Annotated in this window: 13 protein-coding genes; 3 read left to right on the top strand and 10 right to left on the bottom strand. The window is 45.7% G+C overall.

Annotated features, from left to right (window positions below; genetic code table 11):
- Positions 1–143: 143 nt before the first annotated feature.
- Complete coding sequence (locus DXN04_RS06615; protein WP_116852552.1) at positions 144–3,383, top strand: TonB-dependent receptor; 3,240 nt, start codon at positions 144–146, stop codon at positions 3,381–3,383.
- A 241-nt stretch (positions 3,384–3,624) separates the two neighbouring features.
- Here the strand turns inward: DXN04_RS06615 and DXN04_RS06610 are convergent, their stop codons facing one another.
- The 6 genes from DXN04_RS06610 to DXN04_RS06585 all read right to left on the bottom strand — a co-directional run bounded on the left by DXN04_RS06610 (position 3,625) and on the right by DXN04_RS06585 (position 8,579).
- Positions 3,625–4,014 (bottom strand): DUF1398 domain-containing protein, encoded by a 390-nt coding sequence (locus DXN04_RS06610; protein ID WP_116852551.1) that lies wholly within the window; start codon positions 4,012–4,014, stop codon positions 3,625–3,627.
- 59 nt (positions 4,015–4,073) lie between these two features.
- Complete coding sequence (locus DXN04_RS06605; protein ID WP_116852550.1) at positions 4,074–4,829, bottom strand: helix-turn-helix domain-containing protein; 756 nt, start codon at positions 4,827–4,829, stop codon at positions 4,074–4,076.
- 302 nt (positions 4,830–5,131) lie between these two features.
- Entirely contained in the window at positions 5,132–5,533 is a 402-nt protein-coding gene (locus tag DXN04_RS06600; RefSeq protein WP_147319859.1) for a hypothetical protein, read from the bottom strand.
- Positions 5,534–5,783: 250 nt separating this feature from the next.
- On the bottom strand, positions 5,784–6,098 hold the full coding sequence (locus DXN04_RS35175; protein WP_199414997.1) for a YHS domain-containing protein: 315 nt from the start codon (positions 6,096–6,098) through the stop codon (positions 5,784–5,786).
- Between the two features lie 6 nt (positions 6,099–6,104).
- Entirely contained in the window at positions 6,105–6,323 is a 219-nt protein-coding gene (locus DXN04_RS06590) for a hypothetical protein (RefSeq protein WP_116852548.1), read from the bottom strand.
- A gap of 192 nt (positions 6,324–6,515) precedes the next feature.
- Positions 6,516–8,579, bottom strand: a complete 2,064-nt coding sequence (locus DXN04_RS06585; protein WP_116852547.1) for a M13 family metallopeptidase — start codon at positions 8,577–8,579, stop codon at positions 6,516–6,518.
- A gap of 133 nt (positions 8,580–8,712) precedes the next feature.
- Between DXN04_RS06585 and DXN04_RS06580 the strand changes: the two genes are divergently transcribed.
- A complete protein-coding gene (locus DXN04_RS06580) occupies positions 8,713–9,216 on the top strand; it encodes a hypothetical protein (protein WP_116852546.1) in 504 nt (167 codons plus the stop codon).
- Between the two features lie 18 nt (positions 9,217–9,234).
- Positions 9,235–10,494, top strand: a complete 1,260-nt coding sequence (locus DXN04_RS06575) for a replication-associated recombination protein A (protein ID WP_116852545.1) — start codon at positions 9,235–9,237, stop codon at positions 10,492–10,494.
- A 35-nt stretch (positions 10,495–10,529) separates the two neighbouring features.
- Here DXN04_RS06575 and DXN04_RS06570 read toward each other — a convergent pair whose 3' ends face one another.
- From DXN04_RS06570 to DXN04_RS06555, 4 genes are all read right to left on the bottom strand, one after another.
- Positions 10,530–11,639: a hypothetical protein gene (locus tag DXN04_RS06570; protein WP_116852544.1), complete on the bottom strand. Its 1,110-nt coding sequence runs from the start codon at positions 11,637–11,639 to the stop codon at positions 10,530–10,532.
- Positions 11,640–11,649: 10 nt separating this feature from the next.
- Positions 11,650–12,735 (bottom strand): hypothetical protein, encoded by a 1,086-nt coding sequence (locus tag DXN04_RS06565; RefSeq protein WP_116852543.1) that lies wholly within the window; start codon positions 12,733–12,735, stop codon positions 11,650–11,652.
- A gap of 29 nt (positions 12,736–12,764) precedes the next feature.
- A complete protein-coding gene (gene pbpC, locus DXN04_RS06560; RefSeq protein ID WP_116852542.1) occupies positions 12,765–15,131 on the bottom strand; it encodes a penicillin-binding protein 1C in 2,367 nt (788 codons plus the stop codon).
- Positions 15,132–15,204: 73 nt separating this feature from the next.
- The gene (locus DXN04_RS06555) at positions 15,205–20,691 is read right to left on the bottom strand and encodes an alpha-2-macroglobulin family protein (RefSeq protein ID WP_233525523.1); all 5,487 of its coding nucleotides are present in this window, start codon (positions 20,689–20,691) and stop codon (positions 15,205–15,207) included.
- Between the last annotated feature and the right edge of the window lie 288 nt (positions 20,692–20,979).

Raw genomic sequence — 20,979 nt, 5'->3', positions numbered from 1 at the left:
TGATTTATTTTTCATAGATTATCATCGATTACATTCGTAAGTCGTTGGTACATAGTGCTACATGCGCTCGTTAACATTAATTTAATATTGTGTTAACACACGCGTAATGTTGTCGAAATACGTTTGCGTCAAATTTAACAGACGTGAATAAGATTTACTCTTCACTAATTTTTCTTTTTAGCATCCTTGTACTTGCAACCAACGTAGAGGCGCAGATTACTACATCCACACTTACTGGTAAGGTCGTAAGCGCAAAAGGTGAAGCTTTGCCTGGTGTAACTGTACTTGCTGTAAACACGGGTACCGGTACTAAATACGGTGGACAAACCAACGCAGAAGGCCGTTTCCTGATCAACAACCTGAATCCTGGTGGTCCTTATACCATCACCGTTACTTTCATTGGATTTAAGAAGGAAGAAAGAAATGATATTAACTTATCACTGGGTAGCGTAACTTTCAACTTCCAGCTGCAGGATGAATCTACTGCACTGAGCGAAGTAGTTGTAAAGGGCAATAACACTGGTAAACCAGGTGGTTTCCGTGTAGGTCAGAATGCGTTGAAAACATTGCCTTCTCTGAACCGTAGCTTCCAGGACTTCACCCGTGGTACTCCACAAAGTAATAACAACTCCTTCCTTGGTTCTAACTTCCGTTATAACAACGTAACCCTGGATGGTGCTATCAATAACGATGCGATTGGCTTTAGCCCTTCACTGGGTGGTCAGACTAACAGCTCCGGACAGCCTGGTAGCTCTACCCGTACTAACCCGGTTTCTCTGGATGCCGTTCAGGATATCCAGGTATACCTGGCTCCTTACGATGTGAAGATTGGTAACTTCCTCGGTGGTAGTATCAATGCTGTAACACGTAGTGGTACAAACGAAGTACATGCTTCCGTTTATGCTTTCGGTCGTAATGCATCTATGATTGGTAAGAACAATGCAGGTGATGGTTCTAAAGAACCTTCCAGCTTCCATGAATATCAGACAGGTGTTCGTGTAGGTTTCCCAATCATCAAAGACAAATTATTCTTCTTTACCAACGAAGAAATCACCCGTCGCCAGGATCCGGTGATCCTCGCTGCAGGTTCCTCTGACATGACATTGCTGACTGCTGATCAGGCAAAACAAATCGCTGATCACATGGCAGCACTGGACGTGGATAAGACTGGTAAATACAATTCCGGTACTTACGGTAACTATAATATCTATTCCAACTCTACTAAGTTCTTTAACCGTTTAGACTGGAATATCAACGATAAGCATCAGCTGTCTATCCGTAACAATACCATCCTCTCTGAGGCTACTAACCTGGAGCGTGACCAGCAGAACTTCCGTTTCAGCGGTATTGACTACAAGCAGACCAACAACCAGACATCTACTGTTGCTGAATTAAAAAGCCATTTCAACAACACGGTATCCAACAGCCTGATCCTGGGTTATTCCAGCATTCATGACTATCGTGATCCACTGTCTGATCCTTCACTGCCTCAGATCCAGATTGCGAGCAATGGTGGTACTATCTTCCTGGGTACTGACCGTGAAGCTGCCATCTTCAACATGAAACAAAAGACCTTTGAATTCACTGACAACGTGAATATCTTCAAAGGTAGACATAACATCAACATCGGTACACACAACGAGTTTTACAACATCACTTATGGTTTCGTAAACTCCTGGAACGGTCGTGTTGACTACGGCAGTATTGCTTCTTTCCTGGCTGACCAGCCTAGCCGTGTACGTGGTAACTTCAACTACACTGACAATAGCCGTGATTATATCATGTCTCACCCACCGGCAGCCTTCAAGATCAACCTGTACTCCCTGTATGCACAGGATGAGATCCAGGTGACTGATCGTTTCAAACTGACTCCTGGTGTGCGTTTAGACTATACCAGCCTGCCTGACAAGCAGCCACTGAGTGCTAAAACTACAGGCGCTCCAACTGACGCAAACTACGGTACTACTTATACATATACTAAACCAAGCGATATTAAGAACAAGTACCTGAATAATGTACAGATCTCTCCACGCTTAGGTTTCAACTTCGACATCAATGGCGACCAGAGCCTGGTATTGCGTGGTGGTACTGGTATCTTCACCGGTCGTATTCCTTTCGCATGGTTAGGTTATGCTTACTACAACAACGGTGTAACTTATGGTGCATATGATAAGAAGTTTGGTTATACAAGCGCTGCTGATGCTCCTGCTGCCGGTTCTAATCCTGTAAATGTAAACAGCCAGGGTGCTGCACAGTTTGTATCTAAACAAGGCGTAGATGTACATGATGCATCTGGTGCTACACAGGTAGATATGATCGATAACAACTTTAAGATGCCGTCTATGTGGAGAAGCAGCTTAGCGCTGGATTATTCTACACAGAACCAATGGCGCTTTACTGTAGAAGGTATTTATACCAAGACTATCAAGGATCTGAAATTCCAGCAGGTAAACCTGGTAGATAATCCTTACTACATGCCATATGATACTAAACACCAGCAGCCTATTTACACTGGTGCGAAGATCAACTCTAAATATACCAATGCTTACCTGTTATCTAATACAAACAAAGGTTACCGTTACAGCATCACTGGTCAGGCAAGCAAAACATGGAAGTTTGGTCTGAATGCAAGTGTAGCGTATACCTATGGTCAGTCTAAAGATATCACCAATGGTATCCGTAACTCTATGGAGTCTAACTGGCAGCTGAACCAGGCACTGAATCCTAACAATCCTGGTCTGGCTTATTCTAACTTTGATATTCGTCATCGTGTAGTGGCAACAGCTTCTTACAAGGTTGACTGGACTAAGCAGAATCGTTGGGTAGCTAACTTCGCAGTGTTCTTCAATACATCTTCTGGTGTTCCTTTCACATATGGTTTTGTGAACAGCACAATCCAAGGTACGCCACAGCAGGTAAGCCTGGTGTATATTCCAAAGGATCAGACGGAAGCACGTTCCTTCTTTACAGCAGCTAATGAGAGCCAGGCAGATGCGTTCTGGGCTTATGTAGAAGGAAATAAATACCTGAAGACACGTAAGGGTGAGTTTACAGAGCGTAATGGTGGTCGTACACCCTGGAATACTTCAGCTGATTTCCGTTTCACACAGGATTTCAATTTCAAGAGTGGAAAGACATTGCATACACTCACGCTTACTTATGATATCGTGAATGTGACGAATTTGATTAATAAGAATTGGGGTGTTCAGTACTTCTCACCGAATACATTTAACTCAACGGCGAGTGTAGGTTTGAAGACTGCTACTGCGGGTTCTGCGACTACGAATCCGGTGTATACCTGGACTAATCCTGGTACTCCGTATTCAAAGGATTTCTTTGCGAGCAGACATCAGATGCAGTTAGGTTTGAGATATAGTTTCTAGTTAGATAAAGTATGTAAAAGTCGAAGGGCGTATCGTGAGATACGCCCTTTTTTTTGTAGGAGGAATATGAATGAAATAAAAAAACCGTCCCGGTTTTTAGTTATCCTGGACGGTCTCACCAAATTGGTCGAATTCGGCTTAAAACTAATAGCACTTTGGAAAATTTTTTTCTAAACTGCTCACAAAGCCAGGTGTTCCAGGCACCTGGTTTTTTAATTTATACAAAAAAAAATCAATTTCTTTAATCCGGTATCCTCTCCTCCACCATCACCTCCCCATCCACATCAAAATATACACACTTCATCTCCCCCATACTCACTACCCACTTCTCCACCCCACTCCCAGCACACATCCTGCAAAATCCCATATAATCACTCTTCCCCTCCTGATGCTCCTTCAATCCCCTCCTGAACTCCTCCAAACTACTCACTCTTTTCACCTCCAAAAAATCATACTTTTCTTCAGAAATAACCGTCCTCCCATTCTCACCATAATACTTCGTATGTCCATCTGATACATAGGTCTCATACCTTAGCACACCCAGCCCCTTCAAATCCTTTATATACCCCGGAAAATCAGCTCCTGATTTTACCTTCGCATGCGCGTTTTGAATCTCCTGAATTGTAAACATTGTTATCAGTTTTATACAAAGATCCTCTTCACCTAAAAATCCAGATTGTAAAAAATCGTTTATTTAAACCCCTCCGGTGTTTTCCCTGTAAACTGCTTAAAATCTTTTATGAAATGTGCCTGGTCAAAATACCCATACTCATAGCACAATTCTGTCAATGACCGCGCCTTCCCCAAATCCCCCATCACCGCATTAAACCGTACTATCGATGCAAACTTCTTCGGCGATGTACCCACCAGGCTCCTAAACCGCTTTTCAAACGGACTTTGACTAATAAACAGTTCTTCCTGCAAGGCCTTGATCTTAATCACCCCCTTCGCCGCATAGATCCTTCTCACCGCTTCCACTATCAATCTGTCGAGCACTACCTCCTTCAGCAATGACAAGAAGAACCGATCCATCACCGCCACCCGCTCGGCATCATTAGCCGCCAAAGCAAGCCTTTCCTCCGCCTCCCTTACCTTCGCTAAAGGAAAGATGTAATCAATCCCCACACTCTGGTTAAACAGCTCATGCGCCGGATTCGCCGTAAAATGTATCAGGCCCGTCTCAGTGAAATAAACTAACACTGTCCCGATATCAGGAGAATTTCTGAATACTTTAAAGGAATTGGAAAGTCCGGTAATACCGGAAATGGATAAGGGGCTCACAAAAGCATCTTTCACCTGCGCCAAAGATCCGCTATACTGGAACCCTATCACCAGGCTTGTAGAAGGAAATACTGTATACTGCTCAGCCTGTGCATTCTCAGCGATCACGTAATACTTAATATAAGGAGCAAGGGCGGCTGTTGGTGAAACCTTGTCAAATCTCATATATGTCGCTACAACTAATTGTTAATACGTTGGTAATCCTCCGGTAACACTGTCATAATATTAACTGCCGAACTTCAGGTTAATAATCTGAACGTAAGCGTAGATTTTCATAAGCTGTTTAACTGACCGTCCCGGGAATTATCCCGGGATGTTTCTTTTAAAAATCCGGGAGTAGCTGAATGCAAAATAAGAAAGCCCTAAAAAAATACATTAGCTGAATGCCTCAAAAATAACTCTTCTTAAAAAAGAAAGAGCCTCATTGCAAATGAAGCCCTCAATTATTTTATACTCTCCCGCATTAATTAATCTACTCTTACAAACCGCTTACTCGTATATCCCTTATTCACCGCCTTCAGCCAATCATCCACCCGTATCGTACTATCACTCGTCTTCTCCACCTCCAGGTACTGAGACAATGAATCGGTACTAATTATCAACTTCACCTTGCTCCCATCCGCGATCACCTTATAACTCCCCTTTGTCCTCCATGCCTTTGTCGAGTAAACCACCTCTCCGTTCCCATCAAAAGAATACGTCGCGGAATCCGCAGCACTTACCGCCTGCCAGGTAGTATCCGGCAGTTTCATACTGGCGGCCAGTTCCCAGGAACCGGTCACATCTACTGAAGGCGTTGCCTCCGTATCATTTTTCTCACAGCTGCAGATTAACATGAGGAGCAGCAGCCACGTAAATATAGATCTCATGCGCACGTATTTGTATGATCAATTAGAACGCGAAATACTATAAGAAGTTACATCAGGTTGGAGACGAAAAAAGGCGGTTGGTCGATTCGGAAATGTTAAAGCCTGATTGACAATCAGTGCGTTATGCTCAAAAATGCTTATGTACCTCAAGGGAGTTCACTCCCATGATCTTCAAAAGGGGCTTTATGACATCTCACTCCGCCGGAAATAATTCCCAACGTTGCTATACTAGATGATATACTTTGGTTTCTTACAGACCCAGTTTAGCTGCAAATTTCTCCGGATTCTTATCGAATACCCGCTTACAGGTTGGAGAACAAAAATGCACCGTATCATTCTTATAAACGCTAAATTCATGGAACATAGTATCATAAGGCATGCCACATACCGGATCTCCCATTTTTCCTGCTATTGGCTGTAAAGCTGTCGTATCCCCAGCTGGCTGAGTGACAGAACTCATCGCAGAGTCTGCCTTTGCGGCAGCCTTCTCTGTGGAATGTTGATTACAGGCCGCAAAGGCACCTGCTGCTAACGTGGCGAATACTATGTAAAGCGTCTTTTTCATCAAATGTTAGTTTTCTTTGGTAATGCGCAACACTAAAATGCGGAAGTAAAGCTTCACAACCATGGCCAGTACAAAACTCCCCATGATGGCAGCTGAGAAAATTAAACCCTTGGCAGTCAATGCCAGACCAGCAAAAGCGGGAAGGTAAGGTACAGCGAGTAGAATCAATGCTAAGATGAAGATGTTGCGTAATTCCGTGCGGTATTGTCTGATAATGCCTGTCATATCGAACTTTTTTACATCTGGTGAAAGGATACACAAATTTACATAAAAAATGTATTGACCTGCCCCATAAAATCAAAACGCTTTTGTCCGAAGACAAAAGCGTTCTGAAAAAATCGAATCCGGGTTTCAGCAATGAATGTCCTGCTGCTGGATTTTAACCCTTGTCGCGGCAGACCCCGAATCTAAATTATCTTACCAGATGACTACTCTCGCAGTATCTGCCAGTACCATTTTACCACTAGTGCACCCAAACGCATCGTTAAATTCTTTCAGGTGTGCCAGCGGGCCATCAATACGGCTGCTAGCCGGAGAGTGTGGATCTTTCTGAATCTGGTTGCGCAGTGCAGCTTCTGTACTGTTGCCATGCCATACCTGTGCCCAACCCAGGAAGAAACGTTGCTGCCAGGTAAAGCCATCAATCTTCGCAGGTGCCGGTTTACCCTTCAGGGATTTCTCCAGTGCATGGTAAGCCAGTGTCAGACCACCCAGATCCGCAATGTTCTCACCGATAGTCAGTGCACCATTGATATGGAAACCAGGTAATACTTCGATACCGTTGAAATAACGGATATACCTGTTCGCCAATGTCATGAAGTTCTTACGATCTTCAGGTGTCCACCAGTTAACCAGGTTCCCTGCTGCATCAAATTGTGAACCCTGATCATCAAAGCCATGGGTAAATTCATGCCCGATTACCGCAATGATACCACCATAGTTGATCGCATCGTCCGCATCCGCATTGAAGAAAGGAGGTTGGAGAATACCAGCGGGGAATACAACCTCGTTGTTCAACGGATTGTAGTAAGCATTCACTGTCTGAGGGGTCATTTCCCACTCTGACTTATCTACAGGCTTACCGATCTTATCGATTTCTTCCTTGTGTTTGTAGTTGATAGCTGACACAACATTTTCGATCAGGGTACCAGGCTTCACATCGATGCTGGAATAATCCTTCCATTTGTCAGGATAACCGATCTTGTATGTAAATGATTTCAGCTTTTTGTGCGCCATTTCTTTGGTCGCAGGACTCATCCATTTCAGGCTGTCAATTCTTTCGCCATATACTGCACGTACATTTTCGATCATTTCTGATACCTTCTGCTTGGAGCTTTCAGGGAAATACTGTTTTACAAACAGTTTACCCAGCGGATAGCCCATAGTCGCGTCGGTCACACGGATAGAGCGCTCCAGACGGGGTTTTTGTGCTTTGGTACCCAGCATTACGGTTGCAAAGAAATGGAAGTTCTCCTGGTCAAATGCCTTAGGCAGGTAACCTGCAAAGTGAGACAGGGTCTGCCAGCGTGCATAGGTCTTCAGGGTTTCCAGCGGAGTTGCTTTCACCAGTTTAGCTGAATTGGTAACATACGCCTTGTTTTCCAGGATGATGGTATCGGTTTTCACCTGCTGTACATCAGCATAACCTTCCCAGTTAAACTCAGGAGCCAGTTTTTTCAGTTCGGCAAAAGCCACTTTATTGTAAGTAGCTACCGGATCACGCAGCTGAACATTGGTCAGTTGCAGTTTTGCCAGTTTTGTTTCAAAGTCCAGGATAGTCTGACCTGGATGTACATCTTTGAAACCTGCCTGTGCGAATTGCTTATCCACATGCTTTACGAATTCATCACGTACCGCTTTGGTAGCGCTGTCTGTTCTGTCGTAATAGCTTCTTTCGCCGAGGCTGAGGCCGCCCTGGTTCTCATATACAGCATTCATCTTGCTGTTACGTGAGTCAGCGCCAATGTAGAAACCAGCGATTGTGCTGATACCCAGGTTCTGGAGTTCACCGGATACTTTGGTCCAGTCATCCAGGGTTTGGATGGCATTAATCTTATCGAGGTAAGGCTGTAATGGCGTAATACCCAGTTTTTCGATGGTTGCAGTATCATAGAAGGAGCGGTAGAAATCAGCAATCTGTTGCTCTTCAGTACCTTTTTTCAGGTCTTTTTTGCTGGCCAGATCCAGGATAATACCTTTCAGTCTTACTTCTTTGTTCTGTTTATCAAGAACATTGAAAGCGCCCCAACGGCTTTCTGTAGAAGGAACGGGATTATTTTTCTTCCAATTGCCATTTACGTACTGGTCGAAATCTTCGCAGGGGTTTACAGTACTGTCAATGGAACTCACGTCAAACGCGGGAATTTTTAATGTGTCCTTAGGTGTCCCCGCCTGCTCTGTTGTAGTGCTGTTGTTGCATGCAGACCATGAGATTGAGATGGCAGCCAACAACGATAGTTGTAAAGCGTAAATGCTCTTCATAAATTAAACAGGTTTAGTATTTAAAGATAGCTAAATCAAGGATTGTGAAAGCAACGGATTTTTACAGACGGCGGTTTTTATCTTGCTAAAAGGGAAGATTTAGTAGGTTTGTACCTCGATAAACCGGAGATCAATGACTTTTAAGTTTAAATTATTCAGAGGACTCACTGCGATTAACATCATGTTCTCGACTTTCTTCCTCATGGCACTCGTTATCATGTTGTTTACCACGGGTAGCCTGCAGGTGCTCTCATTGGGAATCTTTTTAGGGGCTATTTTAATTCATGCTATATTATCACTCCATTTGCAAAAAGCACTGTTAGATAGTAATATGGTATTAAAAGAAAGCACACCAGGTGGTATTCGGATCATAGGTGGTATCTGCATCTTTGTAGGTGGATATATGGCGCTGTCTGGCTTATCCCTGTTTATGATGCTCAAAACCGGTAACCTGGGGCCCCTGGAAGAGGTGATAAAACAATTTCCGGCCGATCAGCAGTCTGCCATGACAGCGATGCTGAAACCTATGGCCATTTTCTTCATCATCGTTGGAGCGGTAATTGTAACGAATGTAACGCTCTCTTACACCTTCCTGAAAGAATGGAAGAACAGGCAGGATAAGGAGCCTTTATTTTAATCCCTTAAGATCTTTTATATGGAACCATTAGCAGAGCGGTTACGGCCTCAGACACTGGATGAGCTGGTGGGACAGGAACACCTGACCGGAAAAGATAGCATTTTACGCAAAGCCATACAGCAGGGTAAAATTCCCTCCATGATCCTGTGGGGCCCACCCGGTGTAGGTAAGACGACCATTGCCAACATCATTGCTCATACCCTGGAAGTGCCCTTTTATACCCTCAGCGCCATTGCTGCCGGTGTAAAAGAAGTTCGGGAAGTCATCGAGATTGCCCGCCGGCAGGGATATGCCGTATTGTTCATCGATGAAATTCATCGGTTCAATAAAAGTCAGCAGGATGCCCTCTTAGGTGCTGTGGAAAAAGGAATCATTACCCTGATCGGTGCCACTACCGAAAATCCCAGCTTTGAAGTGAATGCGGCCTTGCTGAGCAGAAGCCAGGTATATGTACTCAAACCATTGGGTGAAGAACAGCTGCTACAGCTCCTGCAGCAGGCCATGGAAAAGGATGAATGGTTAGGCAGCAGGAAGATTGAACTGAAAGAAACACGTGCACTGTTTAATATATCAGGTGGAGATGCCCGTAAATTGCTGAACCTATTTGAACTGGTGGTGAATACCCTGCAACAGGAGTCGCCCATCGTAATCACAGATCAGAAGGTGATGGACATTGCACAACAACGGGTAGCTATCTACGATAAGTCCGGCGAACAACACTACGATATCATCTCCGCATTTATTAAATCTATCAGGGGCAGTGACCCGAACGCAGCAGTCTATTACCTCGCCAGGATGATTGAAGGAGGTGAGGATGTAAAGTTCATCGCAAGGAGACTTCTCATATCTGCATCTGAAGATATTGGCAATGCGAATCCCAATGCATTATTATTAGCCACCAGTTGTTTTCAGGCGGTGACGATGATTGGGTATCCGGAAGCAAGGATTATCTTATCGCAGTGTACTACTTATCTCGCTTCGTCTGCGAAAAGTAATGCTTCTTACATGGCGATCAACAATGCCTTGTCAGTCGTGAATAAAACAGGGGATCTGCCGGTGCCGATGAATATCAGGAATGCGCCGACGAAGATGATGAAGGACATGGGGTATAACAAAGGATATGAATACTCTCATGACTATGAAGGCAACTTTTCTCCGCAGGAATACCTGCCGGAACAGATCAAAGGTATGAAGCTGTATGATCCGGGTAAGAACCCCAGAGAAGATGAATTGAGGAAGCACCTGAGAAGCTTGTGGAAAGAAAAATATGGCTATTAATAAGATCGCCGGTTCATCTGAACCGGCGATCTGTTTTATTGTTTAATATATAACCTGTAATAGGTACCGTCATCCGTATCTCCATCACTGACCATTCCTGAAATCACCATACGTGTATTCGTCAGCTCATTTAAATAAAATGTTTCATATGCCAGTGAGGTATTGGATTTATTGGACTCTTCATGCACCATGGTCAGTCTTTTGCTAACCGGGTCATATGAATAGCCTCCCATACCTCTCAAACCACTTTCTGCAACGGATGCCAGGTTGTATACATAGTTGCTGCAGGAAGAGCTATCCAGGTTCAGGTCCTTGTAGATATTTTGATAATTACTGGACCATCCATATTTTTCGATCTTATAAATTTCGCGGTATACATAATATGTGGCAGGCAGGTAATAAGCGCCTCCATCCATCTGCTTCAGCTTGTTGTTCGTACAGGAATAGTACCCGTTTTTCGTAGCAGTCGCCGTATCCAGATTAAAACCATCGTGGGAAGTAGTGCCATTTGAATATAAATTAAAATTGCCTGCATATCGCCAGCTGCCAACTAATGAATCAGTAAACTGATCATTCCCTTCCGGTAAGATCAGGGCCTGTGCAGTAACAGGTTTGCTTACACGATTCAGGCTATCATAAGCTGCATACTTTACATAAAATGTATCGCCACTGATTATAGCAGGTAATTTAAATACGATCGTAGAATCGTAATAACCTGATACCTCACCACGTGCATTCGCCTGCTGCGCTTTTCTCAGATTGTATGCCTGGGTATAATCTATTTTGAAATAAGATTTTGCCCCTGCAATCTGCACATAATAACCTGCAATATGGCCTGAGGTAACAGGCGGATAGATCACCAGGTAACGGCTTTTTATCACCTTGTACACCTTGTTGTAAAGCGTATCCAGTGTAGGTGCTGCGGCATCCGCGGATGCAGTTGGGAACTCCCCTGTTATACGGGAGCCGTAGCCTACTTTGATACCGGCTGAGAGTGTATCTGCATTGACAACACCGGGTACAATGGTATTAATGAGGGTTGTATCGCGTATAATATTTGTAACTGTTGTGGTGGTACCTTCTTTTGTACAGGCGAATAAACCTGTGAAGCAGGCTAACACTGCGGGTATGATAAATTTCTGCATAAGAATTTAATTATTTAGTGTATTCATACTGGTAGGTGTACTGGGCATCGCTATTGTCATCATATCTATTATATGCCAGTATGAGCTGGTGTTCAGTTAATGCTATTACATCGTAAGAGATATAGCTGAGAGCTGTATTTGAACTGTTTTCAGTGATCATCGTGAGCCTGTGGATGCTGGGGTCGTATGAGATCGACCCTGTTTCTGAAGCATCATAAGACGGTATATAGGTGTATGTATAACTGGTACAGGAAGAATTAACCAGGTCGAGCGTTCTGTAAGCGCTATTACTTTTTATTGAATAGTTGTACCTGCTAAATGTAAGGTACCTATGCTCCACGAATCCGTAATATGTAAGACTGAGTTCCGTCTTAGCACTTGATTCTACCAGCTTCCCGTTATTACAGGTGTAATATTTCTGAGAATAAGACTTCAGCGTATCCTGTGCCCAGACCTCGTTATTATAGCCATCGCCGTAAGATCTGAATGAGGCATAAGACCAGGTACCACTGAGTGAATCATTGAATGCTGCACTTCCCTGTGGCATCACCGTCACATTCGCTGTAATGGGCAGGCTTACCCTGTTCTGTGGATCGTATGCGGCATATATTAAATTGAACCTATTGCCCTTGATTTCGATGGGCATTTTAATAACGATGGTGGAATCAACATAACCGGTGGCATCGCCATAGTTGCGTGCCCCTGCTGTGTTACGCAGGCCTTTTTCCTTTGTGTAATCTATCTTGAAATAAGAAGTAGCCCCTGCAATTTGCACATAATAACCGGCTACATTCCCGGAAAGATTGGGTGGATAGATCACCAGGTAATTGCCTTCTACCACCTTATATAACCGGCGGTAAGAGGTATCTATTACAGGCCCGTCTGCGCTTGCTGCCGGGAATGTCGCATCGGCTACCCTGCTGCCGTACCCGACTGTGATGCCGGCACTCAGATCATCCGGGTTTACAGCATTGTCAATAGGAATAGGATTGTAAATAGTGTCATGCACCGTTTCTGTTACTGTGACGGTTTTGTCCTCCTTCTTACAGGCAAACAAACAGATCACAAGGGCAACAACCATGTAATGTGATTTCATTAATATAGGTATTAGATTAACAATGAATTTTACTTTTCTTTTTCTTTCGCCAGGATCTCAAATGGTACATGGATTTCTGCTCCTGTTTCATCTACCAGTGTCAACATATGTTTGCCCGGTGCCGGGTGCATAGGCATTTGATGAAACTCTTCTGTCGTACCCATAAAGTTATTATCCAGGTGCCAGAAGATTTTTGCTTTCGTATCCCTGTGCGTGGCTGTAAACACCGCTTCTCCCGGCGTGCCATCTATTTCTATCGGTACATAGATACGTGCATTCGGTCTTGGGTAAATCACTTCCATCGTTGGTTTATCTGCTGATAAAGTGGCGATACAATCAGGCCGATAAGGAGGTAATGCGGCGTAGTTATGTTTGGTACGATAGTAAAACTCCATAGCCGGTGGCAATACAAACCAGGGTACATGCTGCATGAGTGAGGGAGATTCACAGTTCGCCGTAACACGGTATTGCCCTGTATGATCCAGGTGTATTAACTGGTGATAGGGGCAGATACCTGAGCGCAATCCACTCACCGGTACCCACAGCGAATCCTTGTCAGGACAGAGATCGCCGGCCCTGTATCCACTCTGCTTACATACTTCTATCTTCCTCAGCTTACTGTAAGGTGTGGTAAACCAGCCGCTGGTATGCAACAACCTGAAGATGTCGAACATTACGGGGGCTGCTGTCGCTACACCCAATAAACCTGGTCTGCCTTCCCCATCGGCATTACCTACCCATACACCTACTACATATTGTGGCGTTACACCTATGGCCCAGCCATCTCTGAAGCCAAAGCTGGTACCTGTTTTCCAGGCTATTCTTTGAGAAGAAGAAAACTGTTGCCAGAGCATTTCTTCACCGGGTCTCATCACTTCTTCCATGGCCTGAAAAGTATACCAGATGGCACCTGCATCCAGCACCCCATAATCAGCAGGTGAATGTTCAGAAGGTCTTCTGAAGTCATGAATATAGTTAGGGGCATGTATATCATCTGCATCATACTTCCCATTATATTGATCCAGGTGCAATATGGTACGGGCCATGCTTGCATACATGCCTGACATCTCCCAGAGGTTGGTTTCCCCACCACCTAAGATCAGGGATAAACCATAGTGATCTGCGGGTTGCTTCAGGGTAGTGATTCCCATTTTCTTCAGCAATGCATGAAAACGTTCGTAGCGATATTGCTGTAACATGCGCACTGCAGGAATATTCAGTGACCTTGCCAGCGCCCTGCTGGCGGGCACTGCGCCATCATAACCCAGGTCAAAATTCTGCGGCGTGTAGCCTGCTATCTGTGTTGGAATGTCAGGGACTAGACTATGTGGTAGGAGCATGCCGTCTGTCATCATGGCTGCATACAACACCGGCTTCAATGTACTCCCCGGACTGCGTGGACTCTGGATGATATCCACGTGGCTTTCCATTTCTGCATCTTCGGGATGATAGATGTTGCCTACATATGCCAGTGTATTTCCTGTCTCTACATCTAGTACGATGGCAGCTGCGTTGTTGATACCATTCGATTTGTAAATGTTGTGGTAGCGCTCAACGATGTTGGCTACATTCCTTTGTAGATCTCCTTCCAGGGTGGTTTTGATGCGGGTAGTGCCGGAGCGGTAATCTTTCCGGAACCGGTCTAATAAGTGAGGTGCATCCTGTGGTAATGCCTGTGGCTGATCTGGCAAAGGCTCTAATTTAGAGAGTGCACAGGTGACGCTGTCAATAGTTTTATTCTTCCAGAGCCTGTTTAAAAGCTGGTTTCTTTTGGTGAGTAAGATTTGCCTGTTACGCCCGGGATGTACTAAAGCAGGGCTGTTTGGCAACACTGCGAGTGCAGCTGTTTCTCCCCATGACAATTGTTCTGCACTACGGCCATAATAGCGCCAGGATGCGGCTTCCAGGCCCACTACGTTTCCACCGAAAGGGGCATTGCCTGCATATAGTTGTAAGATGCTCTTTTTAGAATAGGAGAATTCAAGACGTGTAGCCAGCAGGGCTTCAATCATCTTTTGAAAGATGGTACGGGGTTTATTGCGCGAGAGCCGGATGACCTGCATAGAGAGGGTGCTACCTCCGCTGATCACGGACCGGTGTTGTAAGTTTTGTTTTATAGCACGTGCCAGGGCAATAGGATCCACCCCCCAGTGGTACTTAAAACGTTTGTCTTCGTAAGCAATAATGCATTTGGCAAATTTATCGGGAACAGGTTTGTCAACCGGGAAACGCCATTGGCCATCGCTGGCAATGGTAGCGCTGAGTAGTCTGCCGTTATTGTCTTCTATGACAAAGGAGGTTGGGGCCGTAAATAAACGGGAGGGGAGACAAAAGATATAAATTATCAATAAGGTGGCAGCAGCAATCAGCCACCATTTTCTTTTACGCAACCACATAGCATTGTTTTCAGAAAAAACCTCGCTTCCGCCGCAGCAGAAGCGAGGTCTCGCAAAAATAGGTAAGAATTGTTTACTTAGTTGAAATATCCACCCATTTACCCGGCAGAAAGGCCTGTATGGTATGATCATACATCGCCTCACAATTCACTGCAGGCAGGTAATAGTGCCCTAAGTAAGCTGCATTCAGCAACACATTGTAAGTATGTGTTTTATTCTCTTCAAGATTGAAATAAGTATACACCCTGTCATCACGTACATCCATATATGTAAATGGTGAATTATGGAATGCACTATCACTTTCCATCAGCCTGGTATTGATCACCTCCCATCCACTCGGGAAGATCTGTGTCAATGCCATCTGCTCATAATATCCGCGCTTACCCGGATTTGTAATCTTCACAGTGGCCATAAAGTCTGTACCCTGGCGCAGGTTCGTTACATCCAGCGGATGACCATCGCGGGTGCTGTAGGTGACAGCGATGCCCAGCACTTCAGGATTATTAGGCACAGTAGGCTCCTGTCCTGCATCCGGACGACCCTGCAGGATCAGTCTTGCATAGAGGATATTGGCACCTGTATTCTGTACGCTTACATTACCACCTGCATTGGTCGCAACAGGAATTTGTGTGATATAGGAAGTGGCGTTGATGCTTGTCGCTTTACCATTCAGCTTGTAAGTGAAAATAGCTTTCGCTCCGCTCTTATTTGTACCACAGTATTTCGCGATTGCAATCAAAGTATATGCGGTGGTCTGTGTACTGTAGTAATCATCTTTCGACATATCGGCAGCCAGTTCTTTCACCAGTTCATTTGCACGGGCATTCTGACCCAGGATGGTGAGCGTTTCCAGGATCATGGCCTTATCGCGGGTATCAGAGCCAAAGGTGCCACCTAATTGCTTATATGCTTTCACACTTGTTGGCAGGCCTCTCACCAGTGAAGCGGCTACTTCAGGTTGACCGGCGAGTTTGTAAGCTGCTGCCAGTCTCCATTTCGCTGCATCAGAGAGGTATGTGAATTCTTTCAGTCTGTTCATTGCTCCCAGCTCAGGTACTTTTGCAAGTGCCAGCAGGTACAGGCGATAAGCCTGTATCAGGTCTCCACCATAGAAGTTAGTGCTGCGGGGAGTCCAGGAAGCAGCTTTGTTACGTTGGTACTTCTTCCATTGATCCAGCATGCTGGCAGGCAGTTCATAGCCCCTGGCCTGTGCTTCGAGCAGGAAGTGACCAGCATAGTTAGTACCCCATTCATCAGCATCTGCATTGCCCGGCCAGTAAGCCAGACCTCCATCGGAAGTCTGGAAGCCTTTCAGTCTGTTGATCGCTGCTTTGATGTTATGATCAGCATTGGCAGCTTCACTGCTCTTCAGGTCCACCAGTTGGTTCAGCACCAGTTGAGGGAAGGCGGCAGAAGTTGTTTGTTCAACACAACCATGTGGATATTGTACCAGGTAGTTCAGGCGTTTTGCCAGGTTCATTGGCGGCACGGTAGAGATTTCCAACACACCGGTATTGGTACCTGCCATACCTGCTGGTTTGTAATCAGCACTCCAGTTTTGGCCGCCCGCTACAGTTGCATCCTGCACAGTCGTGATCACCGGATTCGGATTGCGCACTTCCAGTTCCGTTTGTTCTTCTGCTTTCGCAGCACCGCTGGTAGCGGTTACTTTTACTTTGGCTACACCTACGGCAGCTTTCACTTTCACATCGAAGTATACCAGTTGTTCACCTGGCTGATTGAAAGTTACTGTTTTGGTGTTTTCGCCGACTACTTCCAGCAGGGAGCTGGTAGCGAGTGTTACTTTCGCAGATTTGATATTGTTTTCCAGGCCGAATACGGTTACCGGCAATTGTATGGTTTCAGAAGGGCCTAATACACGCGGCAATGAAGTGAGCAGCATCAATGGTTTCTTCACGGCTACAGTTTTTTCAGCAGTGCCATAAGCACCATCCTGGCCTGCTACAACCATTGCTTTCACGGAACCGATGTATGGAGGTAGTTTAAATTCATGTGTTTTCTTCTCACCGCCTTTCAGGGTGAATGGGCCCATATATAATACGACAGGTTTAAAGCGGTTTGCTTTTGCAGCACCGGCATTCCTGTTCAGTCCTTCGTCACCACCAATGCTGAGAATGCGTTCCATATCACCACCATAAGCACCGATTACAAAGTCGAAGATATCCCAGGTTTTTACACCCAGTGCTTCTCTTGCATAGAAGGCGCTATGAGGATCAGGGGTTTTGAAGCGTGTCAGATCCAGCAGTCCTTCATCAACGATGGCGATGGTGTAGGTCATGGATTTACCTTTGGCTTCGGATACGGTGATGCTGGCTTTTTGTTCAGGCTCCAGTTTGTCGGCCATGGAGATCACCGGACTTAAGATGGTGTTGGCATCTTCGATGGTGAGTGGGATAATGCCGTACATACGAATCGGCAGGTCGTTTACAGTTTGTGCATGTGGCTGTAGCAGACTCACGTTGACGTATATATTAGGGGCCATGGATTTGTCGGCCTTGAAGCTGAAGGTAGTCTGCCCTTTTTTGGTGTTCACCCAGAAGGACTTCAGCACCTTACTGCCTGATTCAATGCTGATGAGACCGCGGCCACCTTCGCTGCTTGGAATAGTGAGGTTGATGTCTTCGCCTACATTATATTTACTCTTATCAGAGGTGAATACGAGCATGGATGCTTCAGAAGGATTTTCTTTCTGCACTCTTTCATACCAGCCCGGGTAGTCGATGTATACAGCTTGACCGGTGGTATGGCCGCTCTTCAGGTCTTTTACCCTTACGAGGTAACGGCCCCAGTCAGGAGAGTTGATCTGCAGGTTCCAGGTACCTTTACCATTATTCAGGGCGATGGTTTCTTTCTTCAGCAGTTGGTTATAGCTATCCTGTGTGAAGTTGGTAAACTCATCTTCCCCATCTTCATCCCACCACCAGCGCCAGCGAACTTTGTAGAGTTCTACCTGTACGTTGCTGGAGCCACGTACCAGGTTGCCGTTGTTATCTACATTTACGATGCTGATAGCATGAGGTTGGTCGGTGAGCAGCATGCCTGTGGTACGATCGCCTTCGGGCATGCGGATACCGGCATAGGTAGAGAATGGATTGTAGGGCATGGAGAAGTGGTCGATACTGAAATCGCCACCTGGCTCAAATACTTTTATTTCGAAGTTAGCCTTCAGCTGGCCCGGCGCAAGTTTGCCCAGAGGCAGATTTACTTTCACGGGAGCGGTACCATTTTCACTCAGGGCGCTTTCGAAGATGGTTTTGTCTTCAGCGTCAAAGTGGGTAACGGGGTCATCGAAGGTGTAATTAGCGAAGTTTTTAAAGCTGGTAGTTTGCTGTGTGAGAGACACATCTACTTTCGCTTTCAGGTGTTGGGCGGTAGCGCCGAAGAGCCATTGGGCACTCAGGGTACCATCGGAGGCATCGTCTTTAGACAGGGTTGTTCTTGACCCGAAGTCCAGTTTTACTTTCAGCCTGTTTGGCTTTACAGTTTCGATGCGAAGATTTTTAGTAAAGAGGGCACCGCCCACTTTTACTTTCGCTGTCCAGTTACCTGTAATGTCGTCAGGGTTGGTAGCGGTGATAAAGTTGTAGAAGCCATTTACGGATTGCAGTGAGTTGATGCGTTTGTACAGCTGGCCTTTCGGGTTGTACAGTTCTAAGGTTACCGGGTGATCGGCTGGCAGTTTCTGTTGTTTATCTTCCAGGATGAAGGTCAGGTAGAGGGTATCACCTGGCCGCCATACACCACGTTCGCCGTAGAGGAAGCCTTTGATACCGCTTTGTACTTCTTCACCTTTTACATCGAAGCGGCTCAGGGGCAGGGAGTTGCCGTCATCCAGTTTCAGGTAGCCTCTTTCATCACCTTTTTTAGCAATCAGCAGGTAAGGCCGGCGTTTCAGGTCGAAGGTGGCGAGACCATCGCCATCGCTTTTGGTTTTGAAGATCACCTGGTTCTGGTAGTCGAGTAGTTCCAGTTCCACGCCCATCAGCGGTTTGGTATCGCGGATGTCGGTAACGGCAATGAGCATACTGTTGTCATTACCTCTCTTGGCGGTGAGGCCGATATTGGAGGAGAATACGTTGCGGGATGCCCATTTGTCTTTGTTATAATAAGAGTTGGAGCAGGCATCATCGCGGGTCTCCCAGTTATAGCCGTATGGATAGTAGCTATCGTAGCGGGACCAGAAGTCATCGTCTTCATCGATCTTTTCGCCGTAGCTGTCACTGTAGTAGTCTTCTTCAGACTGTTCTTCAGATTTTTTGGTATCGTCTTCTTTAGCAGCACAACCCATGAGGGAGTAGGCTTTGCGGAAGCCGATGGTAACGCGGTAGATCGCGCCTGGTTCGGTACGGAGTAGTTTGTCCAGGTCCAGGTAGAATCGGTTACGTTTATGGAGGTTGAGTGACTTGTCGGTATCGAGGCGAATGGTTTTTTCAACCACCGGGCGGCCTACGCGGCGCAGGTCCTGGGTACCGTTCAGGTCATTCCTTTGCAGGTATTGCGGAATGTTGTTTTCGTAGATCTTGATGATGGTCACATCTACGGCGCTGAGGTTCACGGCTTCGAAGGGGAACACCAGTTTATTGCTTTCCGGTAGGATGACCCCTTTGCCGGGGATGGATACGGAAGGCTGGATATTTTCGAAATTGATGTTGGCGGAGAAGCTTTGCAGCAGTTTGTCGTCAAAGGAATTGAGGATGCCTTCGTTGATGACAACGGAGAAGTTACCTTCCAGGCGTTTAGGTGCAAATACTTTTACTTCACTGCCTTCGATGGTATAGCGCAGGTCGCTGATACCGCTGATGCCGATGAGGCCATCGAGGTTCTGGGCAATGCTGATAGGGTCGGAGAATTGTACGAGTACATATTGTTCCGGGTCAACGATTGCTTTCACATCGAGGACTTTGAATTCGCCGATGGCGGGGACTTCGATTTGTTTTTTGCCGGCGGTTTCTACTTTGATAGGTGCGCCGTCCCAGGCGAGGTCTATGTTGTAGCCATCGGTACCGCGGGTAATGTTTTCGATGGTGAATTTCGATGTTCTTTCGGCGGCGTTATGTTCCCATTTGATAGGGAATGATTTGCTGCCGGCTTTCGCGGTTACGATCTTTTCGATCTGTTGAGGATCTTCGGCATCAGCAGTCACGATCGCGCCGGTATAGACCATTTTTTCGCGGGAGGTGGTGCTGGCTGATTTGAGTCCATAGTCTTCGATTTCGTACGATGGGTTCATGATACGGAATTCGAAGTCGAAGGAGCGAAGTTCTTTTTCGACTTTCAGGACTTTACCGAGTTTGAAAGTGGCGGTATAGGTTTTGCCGGGAGTCAGATTGGCATCCGGGCGAAACTCGATGGTGGTGGCATCCACCCAAAAGGCTTTCCCTTTGATGGAGGGGCTGAAATCGAAAAGTTCTTCGCTGACAGGCTCGTTTTGGGTGTGGGTGACGTTTACGTTACTGGTGAGCTGTACCCTGATGGTGCTTTGTTTGGAAATCACACCGGCGGTATAGGCATCGATGTATTTCGCCAGGGCAGGGTTCATCGCTTTTCTGGATTGTTTGCAAGCGGAAAAACATGACAATAACAGACAGAAAATACCAGTAAGTATGGCAATGTTTCTTTTGGGATGCATGTGGATATGCTGGTTTAAGATATAAAGGTATGTTAAAATATATTTTAAAAATTAATATGGTGGAGCCGGGGTTGGGTTAAAAAATCCATTTACGAACACAAACAGGTAGCATTTATATTTTAAAGTCCTCCCCTTTTTCCTGCCTTTTGGGTCTTCGTGGCCACGGGGGTACGAAGGGATGTCAGGTGTATGAACCGG

It is taken from the genome of Chitinophaga silvisoli, from assembly GCF_003412465.1.
Taxonomy (GTDB): domain Bacteria; phylum Bacteroidota; class Bacteroidia; order Chitinophagales; family Chitinophagaceae; genus Chitinophaga; species Chitinophaga silvisoli.
Note: the sequence above shows the minus strand (reverse complement) of the source record. Positions and strands in the feature narration are given on the sequence as shown.